This window comes from Janthinobacterium sp. SUN100, from assembly GCF_030397705.1.
GTDB classification, from domain to species: domain Bacteria; phylum Pseudomonadota; class Gammaproteobacteria; order Burkholderiales; family Burkholderiaceae_D; genus Janthinobacterium; species Janthinobacterium kumbetense.
In genome coordinates this window covers 2,405,793-2,427,300 of record NZ_JAPUBU010000001.1, presented here as the reverse complement: position 1 = coordinate 2,427,300, position 21,508 = coordinate 2,405,793, and the positions used below count along the sequence as shown (strand labels likewise).

The 21,508-nt window shown below is 60.7% G+C and carries 20 protein-coding genes; 2 read left to right on the top strand and 18 right to left on the bottom strand.

Annotated features, from left to right (window positions below):
• Positions 1-11: 11 nt before the first annotated feature.
• From O0881_RS10730 to O0881_RS10720, 3 genes are all read right to left on the bottom strand, one after another.
• Positions 12-383, bottom strand: coding sequence for a hypothetical protein (locus tag O0881_RS10730; protein ID WP_289911236.1), 372 nt, complete (start codon positions 381-383; stop codon positions 12-14).
• 57 nt (positions 384-440) lie between these two features.
• The gene (locus O0881_RS10725; RefSeq protein WP_289911235.1) at positions 441-1,364 is read right to left on the bottom strand and encodes a DNA-3-methyladenine glycosylase 2; all 924 of its coding nucleotides are present in this window, start codon (positions 1,362-1,364) and stop codon (positions 441-443) included.
• A 69-nt stretch (positions 1,365-1,433) separates the two neighbouring features.
• On the bottom strand, positions 1,434-2,441 hold the full coding sequence (locus O0881_RS10720) for an XdhC family protein (protein ID WP_289911234.1): 1,008 nt from the start codon (positions 2,439-2,441) through the stop codon (positions 1,434-1,436).
• A 100-nt stretch (positions 2,442-2,541) separates the two neighbouring features.
• On the opposite strand from O0881_RS10720, the gene O0881_RS10715 reads away from it, so the two are divergent.
• Positions 2,542-2,682 carry a hypothetical protein gene (locus tag O0881_RS10715; RefSeq protein WP_162835767.1) on the top strand — a complete coding sequence of 47 codons (141 nt, stop codon included), beginning with the start codon at positions 2,542-2,544 and terminating at the stop codon, positions 2,680-2,682.
• An 82-nt stretch (positions 2,683-2,764) separates the two neighbouring features.
• On the opposite strand, the gene O0881_RS10710 is transcribed toward O0881_RS10715, so the two are convergent.
• The 15 genes from O0881_RS10710 to O0881_RS10640 all read right to left on the bottom strand — a co-directional run bounded on the left by O0881_RS10710 (position 2,765) and on the right by O0881_RS10640 (position 20,478).
• A complete protein-coding gene (locus tag O0881_RS10710) occupies positions 2,765-3,868 on the bottom strand; it encodes a M48 family metallopeptidase (RefSeq protein WP_289911232.1) in 1,104 nt (367 codons plus the stop codon).
• A gap of 151 nt (positions 3,869-4,019) precedes the next feature.
• Positions 4,020-4,469, bottom strand: a complete 450-nt coding sequence (dut, locus tag O0881_RS10705; protein ID WP_099666823.1) for a dUTP diphosphatase — start codon at positions 4,467-4,469, stop codon at positions 4,020-4,022.
• A gap of 34 nt (positions 4,470-4,503) precedes the next feature.
• Positions 4,504-5,724, bottom strand: a complete 1,221-nt coding sequence (coaBC, locus tag O0881_RS10700) for a bifunctional phosphopantothenoylcysteine decarboxylase/phosphopantothenate--cysteine ligase CoaBC (RefSeq protein ID WP_099666824.1) — start codon at positions 5,722-5,724, stop codon at positions 4,504-4,506.
• Positions 5,725-5,741: 17 nt separating this feature from the next.
• A complete protein-coding gene (gene lspA / locus O0881_RS10695) occupies positions 5,742-6,245 on the bottom strand; it encodes a signal peptidase II (RefSeq protein WP_077407922.1) in 504 nt (167 codons plus the stop codon).
• 183 nt (positions 6,246-6,428) lie between these two features.
• Positions 6,429-9,329 carry an isoleucine--tRNA ligase gene (ileS, locus tag O0881_RS10690; RefSeq protein WP_289898672.1) on the bottom strand — a complete coding sequence of 967 codons (2,901 nt, stop codon included), beginning with the start codon at positions 9,327-9,329 and terminating at the stop codon, positions 6,429-6,431.
• Positions 9,330-9,410: 81 nt separating this feature from the next.
• Positions 9,411-10,382 (bottom strand): bifunctional riboflavin kinase/FAD synthetase, encoded by a 972-nt coding sequence (locus tag O0881_RS10685; protein ID WP_077407919.1) that lies wholly within the window; start codon positions 10,380-10,382, stop codon positions 9,411-9,413.
• A 187-nt stretch (positions 10,383-10,569) separates the two neighbouring features.
• Positions 10,570-11,781: a hypothetical protein gene (locus tag O0881_RS10680; RefSeq protein WP_289911230.1), complete on the bottom strand. Its 1,212-nt coding sequence runs from the start codon at positions 11,779-11,781 to the stop codon at positions 10,570-10,572.
• 78 nt (positions 11,782-11,859) lie between these two features.
• Positions 11,860-12,291: a biopolymer transporter ExbD gene (locus tag O0881_RS10675; protein WP_170840419.1), complete on the bottom strand. Its 432-nt coding sequence runs from the start codon at positions 12,289-12,291 to the stop codon at positions 11,860-11,862.
• 105 nt (positions 12,292-12,396) lie between these two features.
• Positions 12,397-12,825, bottom strand: coding sequence for a biopolymer transporter ExbD (locus O0881_RS10670; RefSeq protein WP_289911228.1), 429 nt, complete (start codon positions 12,823-12,825; stop codon positions 12,397-12,399).
• Positions 12,826-12,830: 5 nt separating this feature from the next.
• A complete protein-coding gene (locus O0881_RS10665; protein WP_180278707.1) occupies positions 12,831-13,751 on the bottom strand; it encodes a MotA/TolQ/ExbB proton channel family protein in 921 nt (306 codons plus the stop codon).
• An 86-nt stretch (positions 13,752-13,837) separates the two neighbouring features.
• Complete coding sequence (locus tag O0881_RS10660) at positions 13,838-14,494, bottom strand: energy transducer TonB (protein ID WP_289911227.1); 657 nt, start codon at positions 14,492-14,494, stop codon at positions 13,838-13,840.
• Between the two features lie 539 nt (positions 14,495-15,033).
• Positions 15,034-16,635, bottom strand: a complete 1,602-nt coding sequence (locus tag O0881_RS10655; RefSeq protein WP_099666828.1) for a SpoVR family protein — start codon at positions 16,633-16,635, stop codon at positions 15,034-15,036.
• Positions 16,635-17,903, bottom strand: coding sequence for a YeaH/YhbH family protein (locus O0881_RS10650; protein ID WP_077407911.1), 1,269 nt, complete (start codon positions 17,901-17,903; stop codon positions 16,635-16,637). Before O0881_RS10650 ends, O0881_RS10655 begins: the two co-directional genes overlap by 1 nt.
• 72 nt (positions 17,904-17,975) lie before the next feature.
• Positions 17,976-19,898, bottom strand: a complete 1,923-nt coding sequence (locus O0881_RS10645; RefSeq protein ID WP_099666829.1) for a PrkA family serine protein kinase — start codon at positions 19,896-19,898, stop codon at positions 17,976-17,978.
• A gap of 328 nt (positions 19,899-20,226) precedes the next feature.
• On the bottom strand, positions 20,227-20,478 hold the full coding sequence (locus O0881_RS10640; RefSeq protein WP_289911226.1) for a hypothetical protein: 252 nt from the start codon (positions 20,476-20,478) through the stop codon (positions 20,227-20,229).
• On the opposite strand from O0881_RS10640, the gene O0881_RS10635 reads away from it, so the two are divergent.
• Complete coding sequence (locus tag O0881_RS10635; protein WP_289911225.1) at positions 20,477-21,508, top strand: adenosine deaminase; 1,032 nt, start codon at positions 20,477-20,479, stop codon at positions 21,506-21,508. The two genes, O0881_RS10640 and O0881_RS10635, sit on opposite strands and share 2 nt — an antisense overlap.

The window sequence follows — 21,508 nt, the reverse complement described above, 5'->3', positions numbered from 1 at the left end:
GGATGGCGTGCTTAAGGCTTGACGACGTGCCACACGTTCTTGAAATTGTCGCCGGCCGCGTCGCCCGGTTTCTTGTCTTCCTTGTACAGGTACAGGGGCTTGCCCTTGTAGGTCAGCTGCATGGCGCCGTTGTCTTCGCGCTTGATGCTGCCATACGGGGCGGCGGGCGCCGCTTCGGTGGCGATGACGGCGGGCCAGGCCACCAGGCAGCCGCCGCTGCAGGCGCTCTTGCCGCTGTCGGCGATATCCTTGTCGAACACATACACGGTCATGCCGCTGGCGTTGACCAGCATGCCGTTGGCGGGCATGGCGTCGGCGGCAAAGGCCAGCGGGGCGGACAAGGTGGTGAAAAGGGCGGTGGCGGCAAAAGTGGTAAAGCGCATGGTGGTCTCCTTGAGGTTTTGGGGGCTTGCAAGGGATAGACGCGTGCCGCCCGCCGTTTATTCCCCGGCCGGCAAAATATTTTTTTCCGGCGCGTGCAGGCTGGCCCACAGGTGGGCGGCGGCCATGGTGCGGTGCGGCGCGTACTGGCGCAGCCACTGCTCCGTGCGCGCCATGTCCGGCTTGACCTCTTCGCCGAGCAGCTTTTGCAGGGCGGCGCGGATGGCCACGTCGCCGTGCAGCGAGCAGTCGGCATAGCCATAGCCGCGCAGCAGCGCATAGTTGACGGTCCACGGGCCGATGCCCTTCACGGCCAGCAGCGCCTGCGAAATGGCCGCCACATCGCCGGAAGGGGGCAGCTCCAGCGACAGTTCCCCATCGTTGACGAGATGCGCCAGACGCAGCACGGTTTCCGCCTTGGCGCGCGAGAATTTGCGGCTCGTCAAATCCTCGGCGGATAGCCGCGCCACGTCGCGCGCCTCCGGGTAGCACCACAAGCCGCTGCCATGCTGGCGTCCCGCCTGCACGATGAAGGTGCGGCGCAGGGAAATGGCGAACGACAGGTTGATCTGCTGGCCGATGATGGCCCAGGTCAGCGCTTCGAAGGGGCTGGCCGATTGCACGATGCGCAAGCCCGGGTTGACGCGGATCAAGGGCGCCAGCAGCGGGTCGGCGGCGGCCAGTTGCGCGAACGGCTGCGGGTCGATGCGCAGGCCGAGGATGTTCAGCAGGGCGCCGTGCAGCGGCGTTTGCAGGTCGGCGACGGTGTCGTCACTGTCGTCGAGGTCTGCCTGGCAAATGGCGGCATCCTGCGTGAACGCCACGTCCAGTACGACGGGGACGCCGGCAAGCAGGATGCCCTTGCGCAGGCCTGTCGGCGTGACTTGTTCCGCCACGGCTTGCGTATCCCGGCTGTGGAAGGCGATGACATCGTCGCGGCGGTAGCCGGCGGGCAGGGGGAGGGTCCAGTGCAGCAGGGTCATGGCGGGCCAAAGTCAGGGAAGGTATCAGGGGGACGATGCTGGCGCATCCCGTTTCTTGCTTTTCACGCTTCAGCGCACGCAGAGGTCAGGGTTGGGCGGCGTCAAGGCGGCCGCGTGCTGGATTTGCAGCGCATCGGGCACGCCGTTTTTCACGGCCGTCAGTTCGGCCAGGATGGAAATGGCGATTTCGGCCGGCGTCTTGCTGCCGATGTACAGGCCGATGGGGGCGTGCAGGCGCGCCAGCTGCTCGGCGCTGACGTCGAATTGCAGCAGCCGTTCGCGCCGCTTGGCGTTATTCGCGCGCGAGCCGATGGCGCCCACGTAGAACGCTGGGGATTTCAACGCTTCCATCAGGGCCAGGTCGTCGAGCTTGGGGTCGTGCGTGAGGGCGACGACGGCGCTGCGGCTGTCGAGCTTTAATTCCAGCACGAGGTCGTCCGGCATGGCGTGCAGCAGGGGCACGCCCGGTACGTTCCAGCCGCCCCGGTATTCCTCGCGCGGGTCGCAGACGATGACGTGGTAATCCATGGCCGTGGCGATTTGCGCCACGAAGCGCGACAGCTGGCTGGCGCCGATGATCAGCAGGCGCCAGCGCGGGCCATGCTGCGTGGTGAGCGCCCCGTCTTCCAGGGCCAGCACGGCGCCCGGCGTGGCGCGCTGCAGGGTGACGGCGCCGGTATCCAGATCGAGGCGGCGCTCGACGAGTTCATGGGCTTCCAGGCGCGCCAGCAGTTCAGCCACGCGGCTGCCCGCATGCAGCGGCTCGATGGCCAGTTCGATGGTGCCGCCGCAGGGCAGGCCGAAGCGGTGCGCCTCGTCGGCGCTGATGCCGTAGCTGACGATTTCGGGCCGCGTGCGCACGATGCCGTGCACGCGCACGGTGTCGATCAGGTCATCTTCGATGCAGCCGCCGGAGACGGAACCGACCACTGTGCCATCGTCGCAGATGGCCAGGGTGGCGCCCACGGGACGGGGGCTGGAACCCCAGGTCTTGATGACGGTGACGAGTTCGCAGCGGCGGCCGGCGGCGAGCCAGGCGGCGCTGGTTTTCAGAACTTCAAGGTCGATGCTGTCCATGGCGCGCGCGAGTTACATGCCGCATGTTTGCGGCAAAGTATGGAAAAGTATTCAAGATTGTGGATATACTACCTGTTCCACCACCCTGCGGAGAATTTTCATGTCAAATGAAGTCAAGACGCAAGAAGAGGGTATTCCCAAGTTCGGCAAGCTGCTCATTGTCCTGTTTCTAGCCGTGGTGTTCTGCGGTGCCCTGACCTGGATCATGGGCACCTACTTCCCCAACTTCCCGGGAGCCTGAGCAAACCCTGTTTGATCAGGATTGAGCACAGTGAGCATCGCAGACCGCAAAGCGCGACGCGCAGTAGCTTATGGCAGGCGTTCTAAGGCTTGAGCGGTTTCTTCGCCGCCTGCTTGGCGCGCACGTCGGTGACGGCGCGGTTGACGGCGGCCATGCGTGAGTTGGTGCCCGGGTGCAGGGCCGTGTAGCCGTTGGCGACTGTGGCCGGGACTTGCGTGGCCAGGCGCTGCCAGAAGCGGGCCGCGTTGTCGACGTTGTAGCCGGCGCGCGCCAGCAGGTAGATGGCCAGCGTGTCGGCTTGCACGTCGAGTTCCTGCGGCATGGCCTTGATGCCGGCGGCGCCCGTCAGCATCGACACGTCGGGCTGCACGGCGCCCAGGCTGTCGATGATGCTGCCGGCCGTCCCTGCCGTGCGCTGGCTGCGCGCATGGTCGAGGATGTTGTGCGCCATTTCGCGGGCGATGACAAAGGCGATGCCTTCGTCGTTTTGCGCCGCATTGACCATGCCGCGCGTGAGCATGATGCGCGCGCCGTCCGAGTAGGCGTTGATATTGTCCGCATTGCCCAGCGCGACGCGGAAGGCGCAGGCGCGCGTGACGGGAATCTTCAGGTCCTGCTGCTGGCCGTCGCGGGCGATGGTCATGTTCAGACTGGCGCTTTTCGAGGCCAGCGGGCCGACGATGGCGCCAAACGGGCCTTCCGCCTTCGGGCCGGCCGGGAGCGGCTTGCCTTCGGCTGCCAGCAAGCCGTCGCCCTTGCGCAAGCCGGCGCGTGCGGCGCCGCTGCCCGGCAAGACGCCGGAGACCTGCATCTGTTCGCCGTAGCCGAGGGCCGCCTGCGCCGCGTCGGCATAGATGCCGGGGTAGGAATACTTGTTTTGCGCCGTGAAGCCCAGCAGGTTGCGCGCATACGTCTTGCACAGGTCCGCATTGTTGATCAGCAGGGGCGCCGAGATTTTCGACAGGCGGTCCTGCAGCGCCACCATCTTCACCAGTTCTTCCTGCGCCGCCTTTTGCTGCGCCGTCGGGGCGGGCGCATCGGGCGCCGGCACCACGTTGAACGGGCCGCTGACATGCGTCGTTGGCGTGGTACAGCCGGCCAGCATGGCCGCGCCGGCCAGCAGCAGGGGAGTGGCCAGTTGGCGCAGCGAAGTTGGGGCTGTGATCAGATGGCGGAAACCTGGCATAAACTATTCCTTCTTGTCGCTCCTGACAACACCTGCTGCGCGGCGAGATTTGCGGCCTCCGATGCTCACTGCCTCGGCGGCCCCGTGCATTCGCACAACTCCGCTTCCCGGCCACAAATCACATCCGCTCGCTACGGTTTGTCAGTCGCTGTTAATGTTTGCCGGTGCTGCCGAAACCGCCAACACCGCGTTCGCTGTCGCCGAATTCCTCGACGACGTTAAAGCCCACTTGCAGCACCGGCACGATAATCAGTTGCGCCAGGCGTTCCATGGGATTGAGCGTGAAAGCGCTCTGGCCCCGGTTCCAGGTCGATACCATCAGCTGGCCCTGGTAATCGGAGTCGATCAAGCCTACCAGATTCCCCAATACGATGCCGTTTTTGTGGCCCATGCCGCTGCGCGGCAGGATCATGGCCGCATACGAGGGGTCGCCGATGTGGATGGCCAGGCCCGTGGGAATGAGCACGGTCTGGCCGGCTTCGATGGTGATCGCCTCGTCGATGCAGGCGCGCAGGTCCAGGCCGGCGCTGCCTGGGGTGGCGTAGGCCGGCAGCATTTCTTTCATGCGGGCGTCGAGGATCTTGATGTCGATATTTTTCATTAATCTAACTAACTAAGCTAAGTCGTGTAAAAGGTTATTTGAGCAGCGAATTCTTGGCCAGCCGCTTCGAGATTTCCGAAATCAGCTGGCGCGCCAGGTTCAGTTTCGAGGCGCGCGGCAGCACGGTATGGCCTTCTTCGTCGAACAGGATGATGGTGTTGTCATCCTGGCCAAAGGTGTTCTGGCCGATATTGCCGACCAGCAAGGGGATGCCCTTCTTTTCGCGCTTGGTCGAGCCGAATTCCACCAGGTTTTCCGATTCGGCGGCAAAACCGACACAGTACGGATAGCCGGCCAGGTTGGTGCGCGCCGCCACAGTGGCCAGGATGTCGGGGTTTTGCGCGAACTGCAGTTCGGGCACGGAGCCGTCGGCCTGTTTTTTCATCTTTTGTTCGCTGGCGTTGGCCACGCGCCAGTCGGCCACGGCGGCCACGGCGACGAAGACATGCTGGCCGTCGACGTGGGCGAGTACCGCGTCGTGCATCTGCTGCGCGCTTTGCACGTCGATGCGGCGCACGCCGAAGGGGGCGTCCAGGGCCGTGGGGCCGGAAATGAGCAGCACCTCGGCGCCCGCTTCGCGCGCCGCGCGCGCCACCGCATAGCCCATCTTGCCCGAGGACAGATTGGTGATGCCGCGCACGGGGTCGATGGCTTCGAACGTGGGGCCGGCCGTGACCAGCACGCGCTTGCCCGCCAATACCTTCGGCTGGAAGGCGGCGATCAGCTCCGTCAGCAGCTGTTCCGGTTCCAGCATGCGGCCCAGGCCTGTTTCACCGCACGCCTGTTCGCCGGCGGCCGGGCCGAACAGCTTGATACCGTCGTCGCGCAGCTGCTGCACATTGCGTTGCGTGGCGGGGTTTTGCCACATTTCCACGTTCATGGCCGGCGCCACCAGCAGGGGCAGGTGGGATGGACGGGCCAGGCACAGGGTCGACAGCAGGTCGTCGCACACGCCGTGCGCCAGCTTGCGCATGAAGTCGGCCGAACACGGCGCGATCAAAATCGCGTCCGCATGGCGCGTCAAATCGATATGCGCCATGTTGTTGGCTATGCGCGCATCCCACTGGCTCGTGTGCACGGGGTGGCCGGACAGGGCCTGCATCGTGACGGCCGTGATGAAGTGGCTGGCCGCATCCGTCATCACCACCTGCACCGAGGCGCCTGCTTTTGTGAGCGCGCGGCACAATTCCGCCGCCTTGTAGCAGGCGACGCCGCCCGAGAGTCCCAGGACGATTTTTTTGCCGGACAGTTCCATGCCGTTCTCCTGCGTGTTTATTTGTTTACCCGGCGCAGTTCATCGATGATGAACAGGGCCGCGCCGATGCAGATGGCGCTGTCGGCGATATTGAAAGCGGGGAAATGGCCCCAGCTTTTCCAGTGGAAGTCGAGGAAATCGACCACGTGGCCGTACATCAGGCGGTCGATGGCGTTGCCCAGCGCGCCGCCGAGGATCAGCGACAGGGCCCAGCAGAACATGCGCTGGCCCGCGTGCTTTTTCAGCAGGTAGATGATGTAGATGGCGGCCGCCAGGGCGATGCCGGTGAAGAAATAGCGCTGCCAGCCGCCCTGGTCGGACAGGAAGCTGAATGCGGCGCCCTTGTTATACGCGAGCACCAGGTTGAAATACGAGGTGATGACCATTTCCTGCGCATAGCGGAAGGTCTTCAGGATCGTGATCTTGGTGATCTGGTCGAACAGGATGACGATGGCGGCAATGCCCAGCCACAGCGTCAGCGGCGATTGCGGTTTCGATGAAAAACGGTTTTTAGTGGCCATATTTTTCCAGGGAAGATAAAGCCGCCGCCTGGCAGCAGGCGGCGGTTGGACGGATAGCATACAACGGCGGGCAAAATCGTAGCGAGCGGCAGCGATTTGTGGCCGAGAAGCGCAACCGTACTCTAGTACGGTGAGCATCGCAGGCCGCAAATCGCGACGCGCAGCAGATTTTGACGCCGTTGTTTAGGCGAAGCGGCGAACTTCGCCCTTGCCAAACAGGTTGCTGACGCAGCGGCCGCACAGGGTGGCATGCGCGGCGTCCGTGCCCACGTCGCTGCGGTAGTGCCAGCAGCGCTCGCACTTCGGCGCCGTCGACGCGGCCACGACCACTTCCTCGGCCGCTTCGTCGGCCACTTCGGCCACGCTTGCCTGCGAGGTGATGAAGACAAACTTCAAGTCGTCGCCCAGGGTCGTCAACAGCTTGTACTTCATCGGCGCGGCCTTGATCGTCAGTTCCGCCTGCAGCGACGAGCCGATGGCGCCCGAGGTGCGCAAGTCTTCCAGCTGTTTTGTGACGTCCGTGCGCACGGCGCGCAGGGCCGTGTATTTCTCCAGCAGGTCGGCCGCATCCGCCACTTCCGGCAGCTGCCACCAGGTTTGCGTGAAGATGGTTTCATCGCTGGCGGCATACGCTTCGCTGCCGGCGAAGACGGCCCACGCTTCCTCTGCCGTGAACGACAGGGCCGGGGCCATCAGGCGCAGCAGGCTTTGCGTGATGTGCCACAGGGCCGTCTGCGCGGAACGGCGCGCGTGCGACGTCAGGCCGGAGGTGTACAGGCGGTCCTTCAGGATGTCCAGGTAGAAGCCGCCCAGGTCTTCCGAGCAGTACGTCTGCAGCTTCGACACGACCGGGTGGAATTCGTAGCGCGCGTAGTTGTTCTCGATCTGCGTTTGCAGCGAGGCCATGTTGGCCAGCGCATAGCGGTCGATTTCGAACATCTCGGCCACCGGCACGGCGTCCGTGGCCGGATTGAAGTCCGAGGTGTTCGCCAGCAGGAAGCGCAGGGTGTTGCGGATGCGGCGGTACGATTCCGTCACGCGTTTCAGGATTTCGTCGGAGATCGACAGTTCGCCCGTGTAGTCGGTCGAGGCGATCCACAGGCGCAGGATGTCCGCGCCCAGGGTGTCCGAGATCTTTTGCGGCGCCAGCGTGTTACCCAGCGACTTCGACATCTTCTTGCCTTCGCCATCGACCGTGAAGCCGTGCGTCAGCAGCGCTTTATATGGCGGACGGCCATTGAGCATCGACGACACGAGCAGCGACGAGTGGAACCAGCCGCGATGCTGGTCCGAGCCTTCCAGGTACAGGTCGGCCGGGAATTGCAGCTGCGTCGAGTGCGAACCGTGTGCTTGCGGGCCGCCCAGCACCGTCTGGTGCGTGGCGCCGGAATCGAACCACACGTCCAGCGTATCCTTGTTCTTCGCGTAGATGGCCGCTTCGTCGCCGATCAGGTCAGCCAGGTCTAGCGCCTGCCATGCCTCGATGCCGCCTTTTTCGATCAGCTTGGCCACTTGCTCCAGCAGTTCCGGCGTGCGCGGATGCAGGTCGCCCGTTTCCTTGTGCACGATGAAGGCCATCGGCACGCCCCACTGGCGCTGGCGCGACAGGGTCCAGTCGGGACGGTTGGCGATCATGCCGTGCAGGCGCGCCTGGCCCCAGTCGGGGAAGAACTCGGTGTCGGCGATGCCTTTCAAGGCCGTTTCGCGCAAGGTCGCGCCGCCGTCCTTCGGCGTCACGTCCATGCCGGCGAACCACTGCGAGGTGGCGCGGTAGATGATCGGCGTCTTGTGGCGCCAGCAATGCATGTAGCTGTGGTCGAACATCTTGACTTCGAACAGCGCACCGGCTTCGCGCAGGGCGTTGCAGATCGGCTTCGATGCTTCCCAGATGGTCATGCCGCCGAACAGGGGCAGGGTCGAGGCGAACTTGCCGTCGCCCATGACGGGTTTGATGATGTCGTCGTCCTTCATGCCGTGCGCCTTGCACGAGATGAAGTCGTCCAGGCCGTAGGCTGGCGCCGAGTGCACCACGCCCGTGCCGCTTTCCGTGGTCACGTATTCGGCCAGGTACAAGGGCGACAGGCGGTCGTAGAAGGCGTCGGCCGCATGCAGCGGGTGGCGGAAGCTGATGCCGGCCAGGGCCGCGCCGTCGCAGGTGGCGATAGTCGTGCCATCGAGCTTGAAGCGCGCCAGGCTGGCGACGACCAGGTCTTGCGCCAGGATCAGCAGCAGCGGCTGGCCATCGCGCTCGGCTTTCACCAGCGCGTATTTGACTTCCGGGTGCACGTTCAGCGCCTGGTTCGACGGGATGGTCCACGGCGTGGTGGTCCAGATGACGATGAAACCGTTATCGGTCGGCAGGGAAGGCAGGCCGAAGGCGGCTGCCAGTTTTTCCGGCTCGGCGAACTTGAATCCGACGTCGATGGCGGGATCGCGCTTTTCCGCGTATTCCACTTCCGCCTCGGCCAGCGCCGACTGGCAGTCGAAGCACCAGTTGACGGGTTTCAGGCCGCGGTACACATAGCCTTTTTCCAGCAGCTTGCCCAGCGCGCGCAATTCGTCGGCTTCATTGCCGTGCGCCATGGTCAGGTACGGGTTGTCCCACTCGCCCAGCACGCCCAGGCGGATGAAGTCTTTCTTCTGGCGCTCGACCTGCACGTTGGCGTAGGCGCGGGCCTTTTCCAGCACTTCGGCCGTCGGCAGGTTCTTGCCGTGCAGTTTTTCGATCTGGATCTCGATCGGCATGCCGTGGCAATCCCAGCCTGGTACGTACGGCGCGTCGAAGCCGGCCAGCGAGCGCGACTTGACGACCATGTCCTTCAGGATCTTGTTGACGGCGTGGCCCAGGTGGATATCGCCATTCGCGTACGGCGGGCCGTCATGCAGGATGAATTTCGGACGGCCGGCGGCAGCCTTGCGCACGCGCTCGTAGATTTTCTTGTCTTGCCATTGCTGTACCCATTGCGGCTCGCGCTTGGCCATGTCGCCGCGCATCGGGAACGGGGTTTCCGTCATGTTGACCGGGTATTTGCTTTCAGGCTTCTTGTTCTGCTTGGGCGTGGCTGGCTTGTTTTGATCGGACATAATCTTCTTTAATGGTATGGAGTATATTTTTGCAGCGGGTTTGCGACGGCAAGTGCCGCCAGGCGGCGGAGTTGGCCGGCGTCAAATTCGGTCGGTGGCGGTAATGGCGCCGCTGCGCTGCTCAAAATAGGCGCGCGCCTGGTTCGAGTCGCGCTCGATGGCGGCCGTCAGGGTGGGCAAGTCGTCGTACTTTTCTTCGTCGCGCAGCTTTTCCAGGAATTCCACGCGCACCAGCTTGCCGTAGCAGGATTGATTGAAATCAAACAGATGCACTTCCAGCAAGACGCGGCCGCTGTCGTCGACGGTGGGGCGCACGCCGAGGCTGGCCACGGCCGGCAGCGGCTGCGGCGCCAGGCCGTGCACTTGCACGATGAAGACGCCGGACAGGGCGGGACGGTGCGCCACGCGCAGGTTCAGGGTGGGGAAACCGAGGGTGCGGCCCAGTTTCTGGCCGTGGATGACATGGCCGGAAATGGCGTACGGATGGCCCAGCAGCTGCGTGGCCAGCGGGAAATCGCCGGCGGCCAGGGCCAGGCGCACGGCGGACGACGAGATGCGCGTGCTGCCGTTCATCACGGTAGGCAATGTTTCTACATGGAAACCATATTTGCGGCCCGCTTCCTGCAGCATGGCCACGTCGCCGGCGCGCCGGGCGCCATAGCAAAAGTCGTCGCCGACCATCAGCCATTTCACGTGCAAGCCGTCGACGAGGACTTTTTCCGTGAATTCCTGCGGCGTCAAGGCGGCGAACTGGGCGCTGAAGTGCTCGACGACGACACGGTCGATGCCGGCGTCATCCAGCGATTGCAGCTTGTCGCGCAAGTTGGCGATGCGCTGCGGGGCCTTGGACAGGTCGCCCGCGCGCTGCGCGAAGAATTCGCGCGGGTGCGGTTCGAACGTCATCACGGCCGCTTCAATGCCGAGTTCGGTCGCCGCGCCGCGCACGCGCGCCAGCAAGGCTTGATGGCCGATGTGGACACCGTCAAAATTGCCGATGGTCAGAGCGCAAGGCGCTCGTGCCTGGGCATTGGGAAGTCCGCGGAATACCTTCATAGGAATCTGATGAAAAACTGTGCCAAAAGGGGGATTATACGGACTGTTTCGGGGATGCACACCCGGCAGGGCGGACGTAGGGCGAATTTCACTGCTGAAATGATAAAAAGCGTTGCCGGCGGGTATGCTGGCAACGCTTTTGGATGGCACTCGACTAGCTGCCCGACAACGCCTTGGCGGTGTTGTCTTATTTATTCATTAACGTCCAGTAGCGGGCCAGGTCAGCCGCGCCATCCGTGCCCTTGACGGCCTTGAGTGCCGTCGTGGCGTTGGACTTCTTGCCAGCGTGGATGTAGGCGATGCCCAGATGCAGCTTGGCTTCTTCCGCATACTTGGCGGTGCCCAGTTTCACGGCGTCGTTCATCAAGCCCAGACCTTTTTCAGCCTGGCCATCGTAGACCAGAGCGAAGCCCAGCTTGCTCAAGCTGTCGGCGTCCTTGTTCTTGGTGTATTCCGCTTCCGACTTGGCTGCGTTGGCTTTCAGGTCAGCCTGGGTTTTCAGGGCCAGGTCTTTCAGACGCTGGTGACGTGGCGCATCGGCGCCGGTACCCAGCACGCCTTTTTTGTAGCCTTGCTCGATGATGCTCAGCGCTTCGCCAGGATTGCCTGCTTGCAGGGCCAGCTGGCTGATTTCCATGTATTCGGAAGGCTTGCTGAACAGGCCGTTGGCCAGGCGCAGGCGCTGGACATCCAGGCCCAGGCGTTGCGAGAAGCCAGGTTTGCCCGAAACGCGGTTCAGCAGGTCGGCCCAGTAGCTGGTTTTCGGATAGTTCGATGCCAGTTTTTCCAGGGTGGCAACGTAGCCGCCCTTGTCGTTTTGCTTCAACTGGATGTTGGCCAGCATTTGCAGGCTCGCTTCCGAGTTGCCGCCACGCGCTTGCAGTTCTTTTGCCGCTTCGGCGAAGTTGCCGCTGACGTAGTAGGTCTGGATCAGCAGTTCGCGCATCTGTGGATCTTCGCGGTCTTTCAGCGAGCGTTTGATCCAGGTGATGGTGTTTGGCCAATCCTTGGCGCGGTAGTACATGCCTGCCAGCGCTTGTGTGAATTTGGGGGCTTCGGCGGCGCTCAGGCGGCCTGAATTGATGACGGCTTCAAAAGCCTTGATGGCGGTGCCGTTGTCGCCAGCGGCGGCGGCAGCCGAGGCGCGCACGCGTTCGATCTGGTAGCTTTCAAAGGCGGTCTTGCCGCCGACGCTGTCAGCTTCGCGCAGCTTGGCCAGTGCTTCCTTGTTTTTGCCGCTGCCAGCGAGTTTTTGCGCTTCTTGCAATGGTTTGCCCACTTCGGCACGCACGGTGTCCGCGGCATATGCCAGCGAGCCCAGGCCGATTACGGGAGTTGCTGCGGTAAAACCGATAGCGGCCATGACGAGGCCGAGATGAGCGAGACGAAACTTGGACATGAGAAAGTCTTTCAGTAAAAAGCGAATAGGCAGGAAGTCCTGCCTATTCGGATGTAAAGATAACCTGATTGCTGCAGCTTACTGGAATTGCTCGTTGCCGACCAGACCGATTTTGGTCACGCCCAGACGCTGCGCCGACGCCATCACACCGGCGACGACTTTGTATTCCACCAGCTTGTTAGGACGCAGATGCACTTCTGGCTGATCTGCTTGCGCAGCAACGTTGCTCAGTTTGGCTTCCAGCGTATTACGATCAGGTACGACCTGATTGTCCCACAAGATAGTGCCATCAAAATCGACATCGATCGTGACGACCACTGGTTCGGTTGTCGGTGGCGGCGGGGTGCCGACCGGCATGTTCAGGTTCACCGAGTGGTTTTGCTTAGGAATCGTGATGATCAACATGATAATCAGCACCAGCATCACGTCGATGAGGGGCGTCATGTTCAGTTCCATCATTGGTTCCGGATCCGCGCCTGCTGCGCTTCCCGAACCGACATTCATACTCATAGTGTTTCCTTTAAGAAGTCCAACGAAGCACCGGGCGAAACTGCCGCCCGGCAAGCTTCCTTCAGTGGCGCCCCCATGTTGCCGGGACGCCGCTGTCAGTCGCTATCAGCCCTTGTCAGGTGGTTCGGTGATGAAGCCGACCTTCTGGATCCCGGCACGTTGGGTCGTGTAAATAACCCGGCCGATCGATTCGTAGCGTGTTTCTTGGTCGCCACGAACGTGTACTTCCGGCTGCGGTACTTTCACTGCTTCAACTTTAAGATAATCGAACAATTCGTTCGTGTCTCTCAGTCTGGTCTGGCCCAGGTAAATCTCACCATCCTTGTTAACAACGATGTTGACGTTCTCTGGCTTGGTTTGCAGGGCTTGGTTGGCCTCAATCGGCAGATCGATTTTCTGCAATTTGAGGACAACCGGACTGGTGATCAAGAAAATGATCAGCAAAACCAACATGATGTCGACGAGCGGCGTCGTGTTGATTTCTGACATTACTTGATCTTCATCTCCGCTGTCGGAGCCGACGGACATCGACATGATTCTTATCCGATCTTTTTAGCGCCGGCAGCACGGCCAGCTTCGCTGGTGGACATTACGCCGGAAACCAGGACCGAGTGAACGTCGGCGCTGAACGAGCGGATGTCTTCCATTGCGGATTTGTTACGACGTACCAGCCAGTTGTAACCCAGAACGGCAGGAACGGCGACCAGCAGACCGAAAGCGGTCATGATCAGTGCTTCACCAACTGGACCTGCAACTTTATCGATCGATGCGTTACCGGTCATGCCGATAGCGGTCAGCGCGCCGTAAATACCCCAAACGGTACCGAACAGACCGATAAACGGTGCGGTCGAACCAACGGTTGCCAGGAACGACAGGCCATCTTGCAGGCGCGATTGGACTTTGTCCGAAGCGCGCTGGATCGACATCGTCACCCAGGTCGACAGATCGATTTGTTCCAGCAGGGCGCCGTCATGGTGAGCGGTTGCCTTGGTGCCCGATTCAGCGATGAAGCGGAATGGCGAGCCTTCGCTCAGGGTTGCCGAACCAGCAGCGATCGAAGGAGCTTTCCAGAATTTGGAAGCGGCTTCTTTAGCTTGCTTGAAGATCTTCATTTGATCCAGCAGTTTGGTGATGATGATGTACCAGCTACCGATCGACATGATGGACAGGATGATCAGGGTGGCGCGTGGCACGAAGCCGCCGTCCCATACTGCGGACAGGCCGAACGGGTTGTGCACTTCTTCGGTTTTGGCTGGAGCGGCTGCATCAGCGGCTGGAGCTGCTGCTGGAGCGGCGGCATCTGCAGCAACTGGTGCTGGTGCAGCGTCTGCCGCAGGAGCCGAAGCGGCAGCCGATGCTGGCGCGTCAGCGAATGCCGGAGCTGCTACCAGAGCGGTAGTAGCGGTAACGGACAACAGAACCGCGGCAAAAAATGCGGACAAACGGGTATTCTTAAACATGCTTCCTCCAAAATTAAAAATAACAGATCGCTGAACGTAATGACAACGAAATCATAGTGTGAGACAGGGGATAACTGTCTCGGGTTTTAATCCAGCGACCAAACGTATTGCATTTGCTGCCAGCCTTGTTCCGGCTTGCCGTCAACTGTTGCCGGCTTAAATGTACAGCGGCTGATACCTTGCACCGCAGCTTTGTCCAGGTCCCTGAAGCCGCTGGACTTCACGATCTTCGAATCAGCGACCTTGCCGTCTACACCGATCAGGAACGACAGTGTCACCACACCGGTTTCCTCGTTACGCTGCGACGACTTTGGATAAGCCGGTTTTTCGCAGACGCTGAAGTCAACCACGGCCGGTGTACGCACCGATTTGGCTGGTCCAGGAGTTGGCGCAGGCTGTGCTGGCGGCGTTGGCGGTGCCAATACATTCGATGCTGGCTTCACGGCAGTCGCATTTGCAATCACGTTCTGCTGTGGCGGCGGCTGCTGCACGTTCACCTCGACTGGCGGAATGAATGGCGGCGGTGGCGCCTTCATTTCTGGCGGCGGTGGTGGCGGTGGAAGATCCTTCGGTGGAGGCGGTTTGACTTCCTCGATAATCTTGGTTTCAACCGGTTCCATCATTTTGGTGACCAACCGCTTGCCCAAGCCCGTCGCGATCCCGTAAGCCGCGAGAACGTGCAGCAGGACAACGACGGTTATGCCTGTGTAGTTCTTGGGACTTTTCTCGTTCGAAAAATTCATGCCTGCTTTCTCCAAATACCATCTCTTGTCTTGCAACTGAACCCCAAAATGACGACACAAAGCTCCAGCCGTATCCGGGACGTCGCCGAATTATACATACGAATTCTTTATTTTACACAGATTTTTAACGCCTAAAACCGGTTAAATTTTTGGCGCTTTTGCGCCCTGAAAACGTACTTGCTTATGTCATCTTTGCACGCTTTCGGACATAAAAAAAGGCGGTCTTATCGGTTTTTTACAGCCGTTTTGGGTGACCGCTGCTAAGTTCTCCGATGTGTCGATCTGGCGGAATTATATTTCGTGATATCCAATATGGAAACTGCTAAATTTGGAGAAAAATCTTTCTTTTTGGAAATGTTTTGCCTCGGAACCAGACCACTTAGCCCGTCGCGCGCACCAAACGGGTGCGGAACGCACTTCACCCAGGTCAAAAAAGGCGCTCCTGACAGCCGTTTCGAGGCCGTCAGGCCATACTGAATTCCTATATAGGCATAGGAAGCGCTTATATTCTTGCTATTGATTATTATCAACAAATCATTTCATGGCTTGGCAACCGGGTCATCGCGCCGGTTGCGCTTCTCGCGCCGGCAATTCAAGGTGCCCAGCACCGCCCCCTGCGGGTCGACCGTATCGAGGTGCACATCGAAGCCCCACAGCCGTGCCACGTGCTTGAGCACCTCGGCCGCCTGCTGGTTCAGCGGGCGGCGCTGGAATTGCGTGTGGCGCAGGGTCAGGGCGCGGTCGTCGCGCGTGTTGACGGACCAGACCTGGATATTCGGCTCGCGGTTGCCCAGGTTGTACTGTTCCGCCAGTTGCTGGCGCACGTAGCGGTAGCCGGCATCGTCGTGGATGGCGGAAATGGCCAGTTTTTCATTCTTGTCGTCGTCGAGCACGGTAAAGAAGTGGAATTCGCGGATCAGCCGCGGCGACAGGTACTGGGCGATGAAGCTTTCATCCTTGAAATTGCGCATGGCAAAGTCCAGGCTCTTGCGCCAGTCGCTGCCGGCCATGTCGGGGAACCAGGCGCGGTCTTCATCGGTCGGGTGCTCGCAGATACGGCGGATGTCGCTCATCATGGCAAAACCCAGCGCATACGGGTTGATGCCGCTGTAATACGGGCTGTCGATGGGCGGCTGGTAGACCACGTTGGTATGGCTTTTCAGAAATTCCATCATGAAGCCGTCGCCCACCACGCCTTCGTCATACAGCTGGTTCAATATCGTGTAGTGCCAGAAGGTGGCCCAGCCCTCGTTCATGACCTGGGTTTGCCGCTGCGGATAGAAGTACTGGGAAATCTTGCGCACGATGCGCACCATCTCGCGCTGCCACGGTTCCAGCAGAGGCGCATACTTTTCGATGAAGTACAGCAGGTTTTCCTCGGGTTCGGGCGGAAAGCGGGGCGCGGCCTTGCGCTGGTCTTCCTCTTCCTCCTCATCCTCGCGGCGGGGCAGGGTGCGCCACAGCTGGTTGATCTGCGACTGCACATAGGCTTCGCGCTCTTTCTGGCGCGCATACTCCTTCGCCATCGACAGTTTCGCCGGGCGCTTGTAGCGGTCCACGCCATAGTTCTGGATGGCGTGGCACGAGTCGAGCAGCAATTCCACGGCGTCGACGCCATGGCGCTGTTCGCATTCGGCGATGTAATTCTTGGCAAACACCATATAGTCGATGATGGCGTCCGCATCCGTCCAGGCGCGGAACAGGTAATTGCCTTTAAAAAAGGAGTTGTGGCCGTAGGCCGCATGCGCGATCACCAGCGATTGCATGGTCAGGCTGTTTTCCTCCATTAAATAGGCGATGCACGGGTTCGAGTTGATGACGATCTCGTAGGCCAGGCCCATCTGCCCCCGCTTGTAGCTTTTCTCGGTCGATAAAAAATGCTTGCCGAACGACCAGTGGTTGTAGGAAACGGGCATGCCCACCGAGGTATAGGCATCCATCATCTGCTCGGCCGTGATGATTTCCAGCTGGTTCGGATAGGTGTCGAGGCCAAACTGTTTCGCCACGCGGCGGATTTCCTCGTGGATTTGCTCGATCAGTTCGAACGTCCATTCCGACTGCTCGGGCAGGGCGTTCGGATGGCGCAGGCGCGCGAACGGTTCGCCCGGGGTGTTGCTGGCGCGGTCAAAGGCTGCACTCATCATTTCACCTGTTTCTTGAACAGTTCGCGGAAGACCGGGTAGATATCGGCCGGCGTGACGATCTTTTGCATGGCGAAATGGGCGTGATGGTCGAGCACGCCCGCGTATTGCTCCCACAGGTTTTGCTGCGGGCCGTCCGTGATCTCGACATAGGTGTAGTACTGCACCTTGGGCATGATGGTATTAATAAGCAATTGCCGGCACAGCACGGAATCGTTGTCCCAGTTGTCGCCGTCGGACGCTTGCGCCACATAGCTGTTCCATTGCCCGGCGCCATAGCGTTCGTCGATGATGGTGTTGAGCAAGTGCAGCGCGGACGATACGACGGTGCCGCCCGACTCGCGCGAATTGAAGAATTCATGCTCGTCCACTTCGGCCGCCGCCGTATGGTGGCGGATGAAGACCACCTCGATCTTGTCGTAGGCGCGCTTGAGGAACAGATATAACAGGATGAAGAAGCGCTTGGCCGTGTCCTTGCGCGACTCGTCCATGGAACCGGATACGTCCATGATGCAGAACATGACGGCTTGCGTCATCGGCTTGGGCACCTTGATGCGGTTGCTGTAGCGCAAGTCGAACGGGTCGATGAAGGGGATGGCCAGCAGGCGCGTGTGCAGGTGGTGGATCAGGCGGCGCAGTTCCGTGACGAGCGGGTCGCTGTCGGGCGCGCCTTCGTGCAGCAGTTCGGCCAGGTCTTCCTCGGCCTGCGCCAGCTGCTTGCGGGCGCCGCCGCCGACGGCGATGCGCCGTCCCAGCGCGCCGCGCAGGGAACGCAGCACGTGGATGTTCGATGGCGTGCCCGACATATTGTAGCCAGCGCGCTGGTTCTTGAATTCCGTGGTGGCCGTCAGCTGGGTTTTTACCATGTGCGGCAATTCCAGGTCCTCGAAGAAGTAATTCATGAATTCTTCGCGCGACAATTCGAAGATGAAGTCGTCTTCCGTCGTCTCGTCGCTATTGCCCGCCTTGCCCCGCCCGGCGCCACCGCCGCCTTTCGGCCGCGCGATCTGGTCGCCTTTCAGGTATTCCTTGTTGCCGGGATTGACCACTTCCCATACGCCGCCATGCGCGTGGCCGAACGACGGTTCGCCCACGTCCTTGACGGGGATGCTGACCTTCTCGCCATTCTCGACGTCCGTGATCGAGCGCCCCTTGATGGCGCGCCCCACGGCATCCTTGATCTGGCCCTTGTAACGCCGCAGGAAACGCTCGCGGTTGACGGCGGATTTATTCTTGCTTTGCAAGCGCCTGTCGATGAGATATGTCAAAGGGTGCCTCCTTGCTTCTCGTCTTGCGCGCCCCGCCAGCCCTCGGGCGGGAGCGCGCCTCCGCTGTCCGCGCTAGGATGACTTGCGCACGCGCAAGTACCATTCGCATAACAGGCGTACCTGCTTGGCCGTATAGCCTTTTTCCACCATGCGGGCCACGAAGTCGGCGTGCTTGTTGGCATCGTCGGCGCTGGCCTTGGCATTGAAGGAAATCACGGGCAACAATTCCTCCGTATTCGAAAACATTTTCTTTTCAATGACGGTGCGGAACTTTTCATAACTGGTCCAGGCGGGATTCTTGCCGCCGTTCGAGGCCCGCGCGCGCAAGCCGAAGTTCACGATTTCATTGCGGAAATCCTTCGGATTGGAAATGCCCGCCGGCTTCTCGATCTTCTCGAGTTCATTGTTCAGCGATTCGCGGTCGAAGCTTTCGCCCGTGTCCGGATCGCGGTATTCCTGGTCCTGTATCCAGAAATCGGCAAACGTCACGTAGCGGTCGAAGATGTTCTGCCCGTATTCCGAATAGCTTTCCAGGTAAGCCGTCTGGATCTCCTTGCCGATGAATTCCACGTAGCGCTGCGCCAGGTGCTCTTTAATATAGGAGAAGTAGCGCTGCTCGAGTTCCGGCGCGAACTGCTCGCGCTCGACCTGCTGCTCCAGTACATATAATAGATGCACGGGATTGGCAGCCACTTCGGAATTGTCAAAGTTGAACACTTTTGACAGGATCTTGAAGGCAAAGCGCGTCGACAGGCCGTTCATGCCTTCGTCCACGCCCGCGTAATCGACGTATTCGTGCATGGACTTGGCTTTCGGGTCCGTGTCCTTGAGGTTTTCGCCATCGTAGACGAGCATCTTCGAGAAGATGCTGGAGTTTTCCGGGTCTTTCAGGCGCGACAGGATGGCGAACTGCGCCATCATGCGCAGGGTGCCGGGCGCGCACGGGGCCTTGACGAGCGAGGAATTGGCCACCAGCTTGTCGTAGATCTTGATTTCGTCGGACACGCGCAGGCAATACGGCACCTTGACTATATAGATACGGTCAAGAAACGCCTCGTTGTTGCGGTTGTTCTTGAACGTCTTCCATTCCGACTCGTTCGAGTGGGCCAGGATGATGCCGTCGAACGGAATCGCGCCGAAGCCTTCCGTGCCCTTGTAATTGCCTTCCTGCGTGGCCGTCAGCAAGGGGTGCAAGACCTTGATCGGCGCCTTGAACATTTCCACGAATTCCATCAAGCCCTGGTTGGCCAGGCACAGGCCGCCCGAATAGCTGTAGGCGTCCGGATCGTCCTGCGCATAGTCTTCCAGCTTGCGGATGTCGACCTTGCCCACCAGCGAGGAAATATCCTGGTTGTTCTCGTCGCCCGGCTCCGTTTTCGAGATGGCGATCTGTTTCAGCACGGATGGATAGCGCTTGACGACGCGGAACTGGTTGATATCGCCATTGTATTCATGCAGGCGTTTCACGGCCCACGGGCTGGGGATGTTGCGCAGGTAGCGGCGCGGGATGCCGTAATCCTCTTCCAGTATGGTGCCGTCCTCTTCCTCGTTGAACAGGCCCAGCGGCGACTCATTGACGGGCGAGCCTTTCAGGCAATAGAAGGGCACGTGTTCCATCAGCGACTTGAGTTTTTCCGCGATGGACGACTTGCCGCCGCCGACGGGCCCCAGCAGATACAGGATCTGCTTGCGCTCTTCCAGGCCTTGCGCGGCGTGGCGGAAGTACGAGACGACTTGCTCGATCACCTCCTCGGTGCCGTAGAACTCGCGGAAGGCGGGATAGATCTTGATGATCTTGTTGGCGAAGATGCGCGACAAGCGCGTGTCGTTGCGCGTGTCGACCAGCTGCGGCTCGCCGATGGCGGCCAGCATGCGTTCGGGCGCGCTGGCGTACGTCAGCTTGTCCTTCTTGCACAGGGCCAGGTAGTCGGTGAGCGACATTTCCTCTTCGCGGGTGCGCTCGTAGCGTGCTGCATAGTTATCAAAAATGGTCATGTCAATGTCCTTTAATGTAAACCCGTACTGCCAGTCACCATGGCCGCCCGCCTGGCACTCGCCTGGGCTTGCCGCTTGAACTTTTCCTGTACCCCGTATCGATTTTTATTGTTGTTTCAAGCCCGGCTGTCTTTGCGAGTCCGGATTGCCCGGACCAAAAAACTGGCGCTTGATGCCGTGTGCTGACGTGGCCAGCCGGCTTTTTTTTCACTGTTGATAGCGCTTGCTGCACCTACCATTACCCCATGAAATTTATTATTGCTCTAAAGGATCAGGAAGTCAAAAGATATGTCGGCATATCCTTAATACTTGTTTGTAAATTGTTGATTTAATTGGATAAATCATCAAATTTTTCATCGATTCCAATGAACTTTTGTATACCTTTTAAACCATCATACGACAATTCGCCAGCGCGTGCCGGAGCCGGCCATGGCGCTGCCGCAGCCTGCGCCATGGCGGCCTGGCGCCGGTGAGGCTGGCCATCTTGCGCTAAGATGCCTGCATGTCTGATGGCCCTGCGCGCCGCGCGTGCGCGTGCGCGAGCCAGCATTTTTATCGTCACCCTATAAGGAACACCCATGATGAACCCCCAATTGCGCGCGATCGTCCGCGGCATGCCGAAGGCCGAACTGCATATCCATATCGAAGGCTCGCTGGAGCCAGAACTGATTTTCGCACTGGCAGAGCGCAATGGCGTGCCGCTGGGCTATGAATCGGTGGAACACTTGCGCAGCGCCTATGCTTTTACGGATTTACAGTCTTTTCTCGACATTTATTACGCTGGCGCAAGCGTGCTCTTGAAAGAGCAGGATTTCTATGACATGACGCAAGCCTACCTGCGCCGCGCCGAAGCCGATAACGTGCTGCACACGGAAATCTTTTTCGACCCGCAAACCCACACGGCGCGCGGCGTGCCCATCGCCGACGTGATCAACGGCATCCACCGCGCCTGCCAGGACAGTCCCGTCAGCGCGGCCCTGATCCTGTGCTTCCTGCGCCATTTGAGCGAGAAAGAGGCGTTCGAGACCCTGGAAGACGCCTTGCCGCACCGTGACAAATTCATCGGCATCGGCCTCGATTCCTCGGAAGTGGGCAACCCGCCCGAGAAATTCTCGCGCGTGTTTGCCCGCTGCCGCGAACTGGGCCTGCACCTGGTGGCCCACGCGGGCGAGGAAGGCCCGCCGGCCTACATCCGCACGGCGCTCGACGACTTGCAGGTCGAACGCATCGACCATGGCGTGCGCTGCCTGGAAGACGCGGAACTGACGGCCCGCCTGGCGCGCGAACAGATCGCCCTGACCGTCTGCCCCCTGTCGAACACCAAGCTGCGCGTGTTCGACCAGATGCACGACCATAACCTGGTGCAATTGCTCGACGCGGGCTTGCTGGTGACGGTGAACTCGGACGATCCCGCGTATTTCGGCGGCTACATGAACGACAATTTCGACGCCATCTTCGATGCGCTGCCGCTGGGCCTATCCCACGCGCAACGCCTGGCGCGCAACGGTTTCATCGCCGCCTTCCTGCCGCAGGCGCAGAAAGACGCCTTCCTCGCTACCGTCGATGCGTATTTCGCGCAGCACGCCGCCGCCCACGGCAGCGCGCAGTAA

Bases quoted from the DNA above. Each gene is read 5' to 3' on its own strand.
- ileS (WP_289898672.1), bottom strand. From the start codon at position 9,329: ATGTCCGATCAAAACAAGCCAGCCACGCCCAAGCAGAACAAGAAGCCT.
- O0881_RS10655 (WP_099666828.1), bottom strand. From the start codon at position 16,635: ATGAGTGCAGCCTTTGACCGCGCCAGCAACACCCCGGGCGAACCGTTC.
- O0881_RS10715 (WP_162835767.1), top strand. From the start codon at position 2,542: ATGTCAAATGAAGTCAAGACGCAAGAAGAGGGTATTCCCAAGTTCGGC.
- dut (WP_099666823.1), bottom strand. From the start codon at position 4,469: ATGAAAAATATCGACATCAAGATCCTCGACGCCCGCATGAAAGAAATG.
- O0881_RS10660 (WP_289911227.1), bottom strand. From the start codon at position 14,494: ATGAATTTTTCGAACGAGAAAAGTCCCAAGAACTACACAGGCATAACC.
- O0881_RS10725 (WP_289911235.1), bottom strand. From the start codon at position 1,364: ATGACCCTGCTGCACTGGACCCTCCCCCTGCCCGCCGGCTACCGCCGC.
- O0881_RS10710 (WP_289911232.1), bottom strand. From the start codon at position 3,868: ATGCCAGGTTTCCGCCATCTGATCACAGCCCCAACTTCGCTGCGCCAA.
- coaBC (WP_099666824.1), bottom strand. From the start codon at position 5,724: ATGGAACTGTCCGGCAAAAAAATCGTCCTGGGACTCTCGGGCGGCGTC.
- O0881_RS10635 (WP_289911225.1), top strand. From the start codon at position 20,477: ATGATGAACCCCCAATTGCGCGCGATCGTCCGCGGCATGCCGAAGGCC.
- O0881_RS10680 (WP_289911230.1), bottom strand. From the start codon at position 11,781: ATGTCCAAGTTTCGTCTCGCTCATCTCGGCCTCGTCATGGCCGCTATC.
- O0881_RS10665 (WP_180278707.1), bottom strand. From the start codon at position 13,751: ATGTTTAAGAATACCCGTTTGTCCGCATTTTTTGCCGCGGTTCTGTTG.
- lspA (WP_077407922.1), bottom strand. From the start codon at position 6,245: ATGGCCACTAAAAACCGTTTTTCATCGAAACCGCAATCGCCGCTGACG.
- O0881_RS10640 (WP_289911226.1), bottom strand. From the start codon at position 20,478: ATGGGTGTTCCTTATAGGGTGACGATAAAAATGCTGGCTCGCGCACGC.
- O0881_RS10730 (WP_289911236.1), bottom strand. From the start codon at position 383: ATGCGCTTTACCACTTTTGCCGCCACCGCCCTTTTCACCACCTTGTCC.
- O0881_RS10645 (WP_099666829.1), bottom strand. From the start codon at position 19,898: ATGACCATTTTTGATAACTATGCAGCACGCTACGAGCGCACCCGCGAA.
- O0881_RS10670 (WP_289911228.1), bottom strand. From the start codon at position 12,825: ATGTCGATGTCCGTCGGCTCCGACAGCGGAGATGAAGATCAAGTAATG.
- O0881_RS10675 (WP_170840419.1), bottom strand. From the start codon at position 12,291: ATGAGTATGAATGTCGGTTCGGGAAGCGCAGCAGGCGCGGATCCGGAA.
- O0881_RS10720 (WP_289911234.1), bottom strand. From the start codon at position 2,441: ATGGACAGCATCGACCTTGAAGTTCTGAAAACCAGCGCCGCCTGGCTC.
- O0881_RS10685 (WP_077407919.1), bottom strand. From the start codon at position 10,382: ATGAAGGTATTCCGCGGACTTCCCAATGCCCAGGCACGAGCGCCTTGC.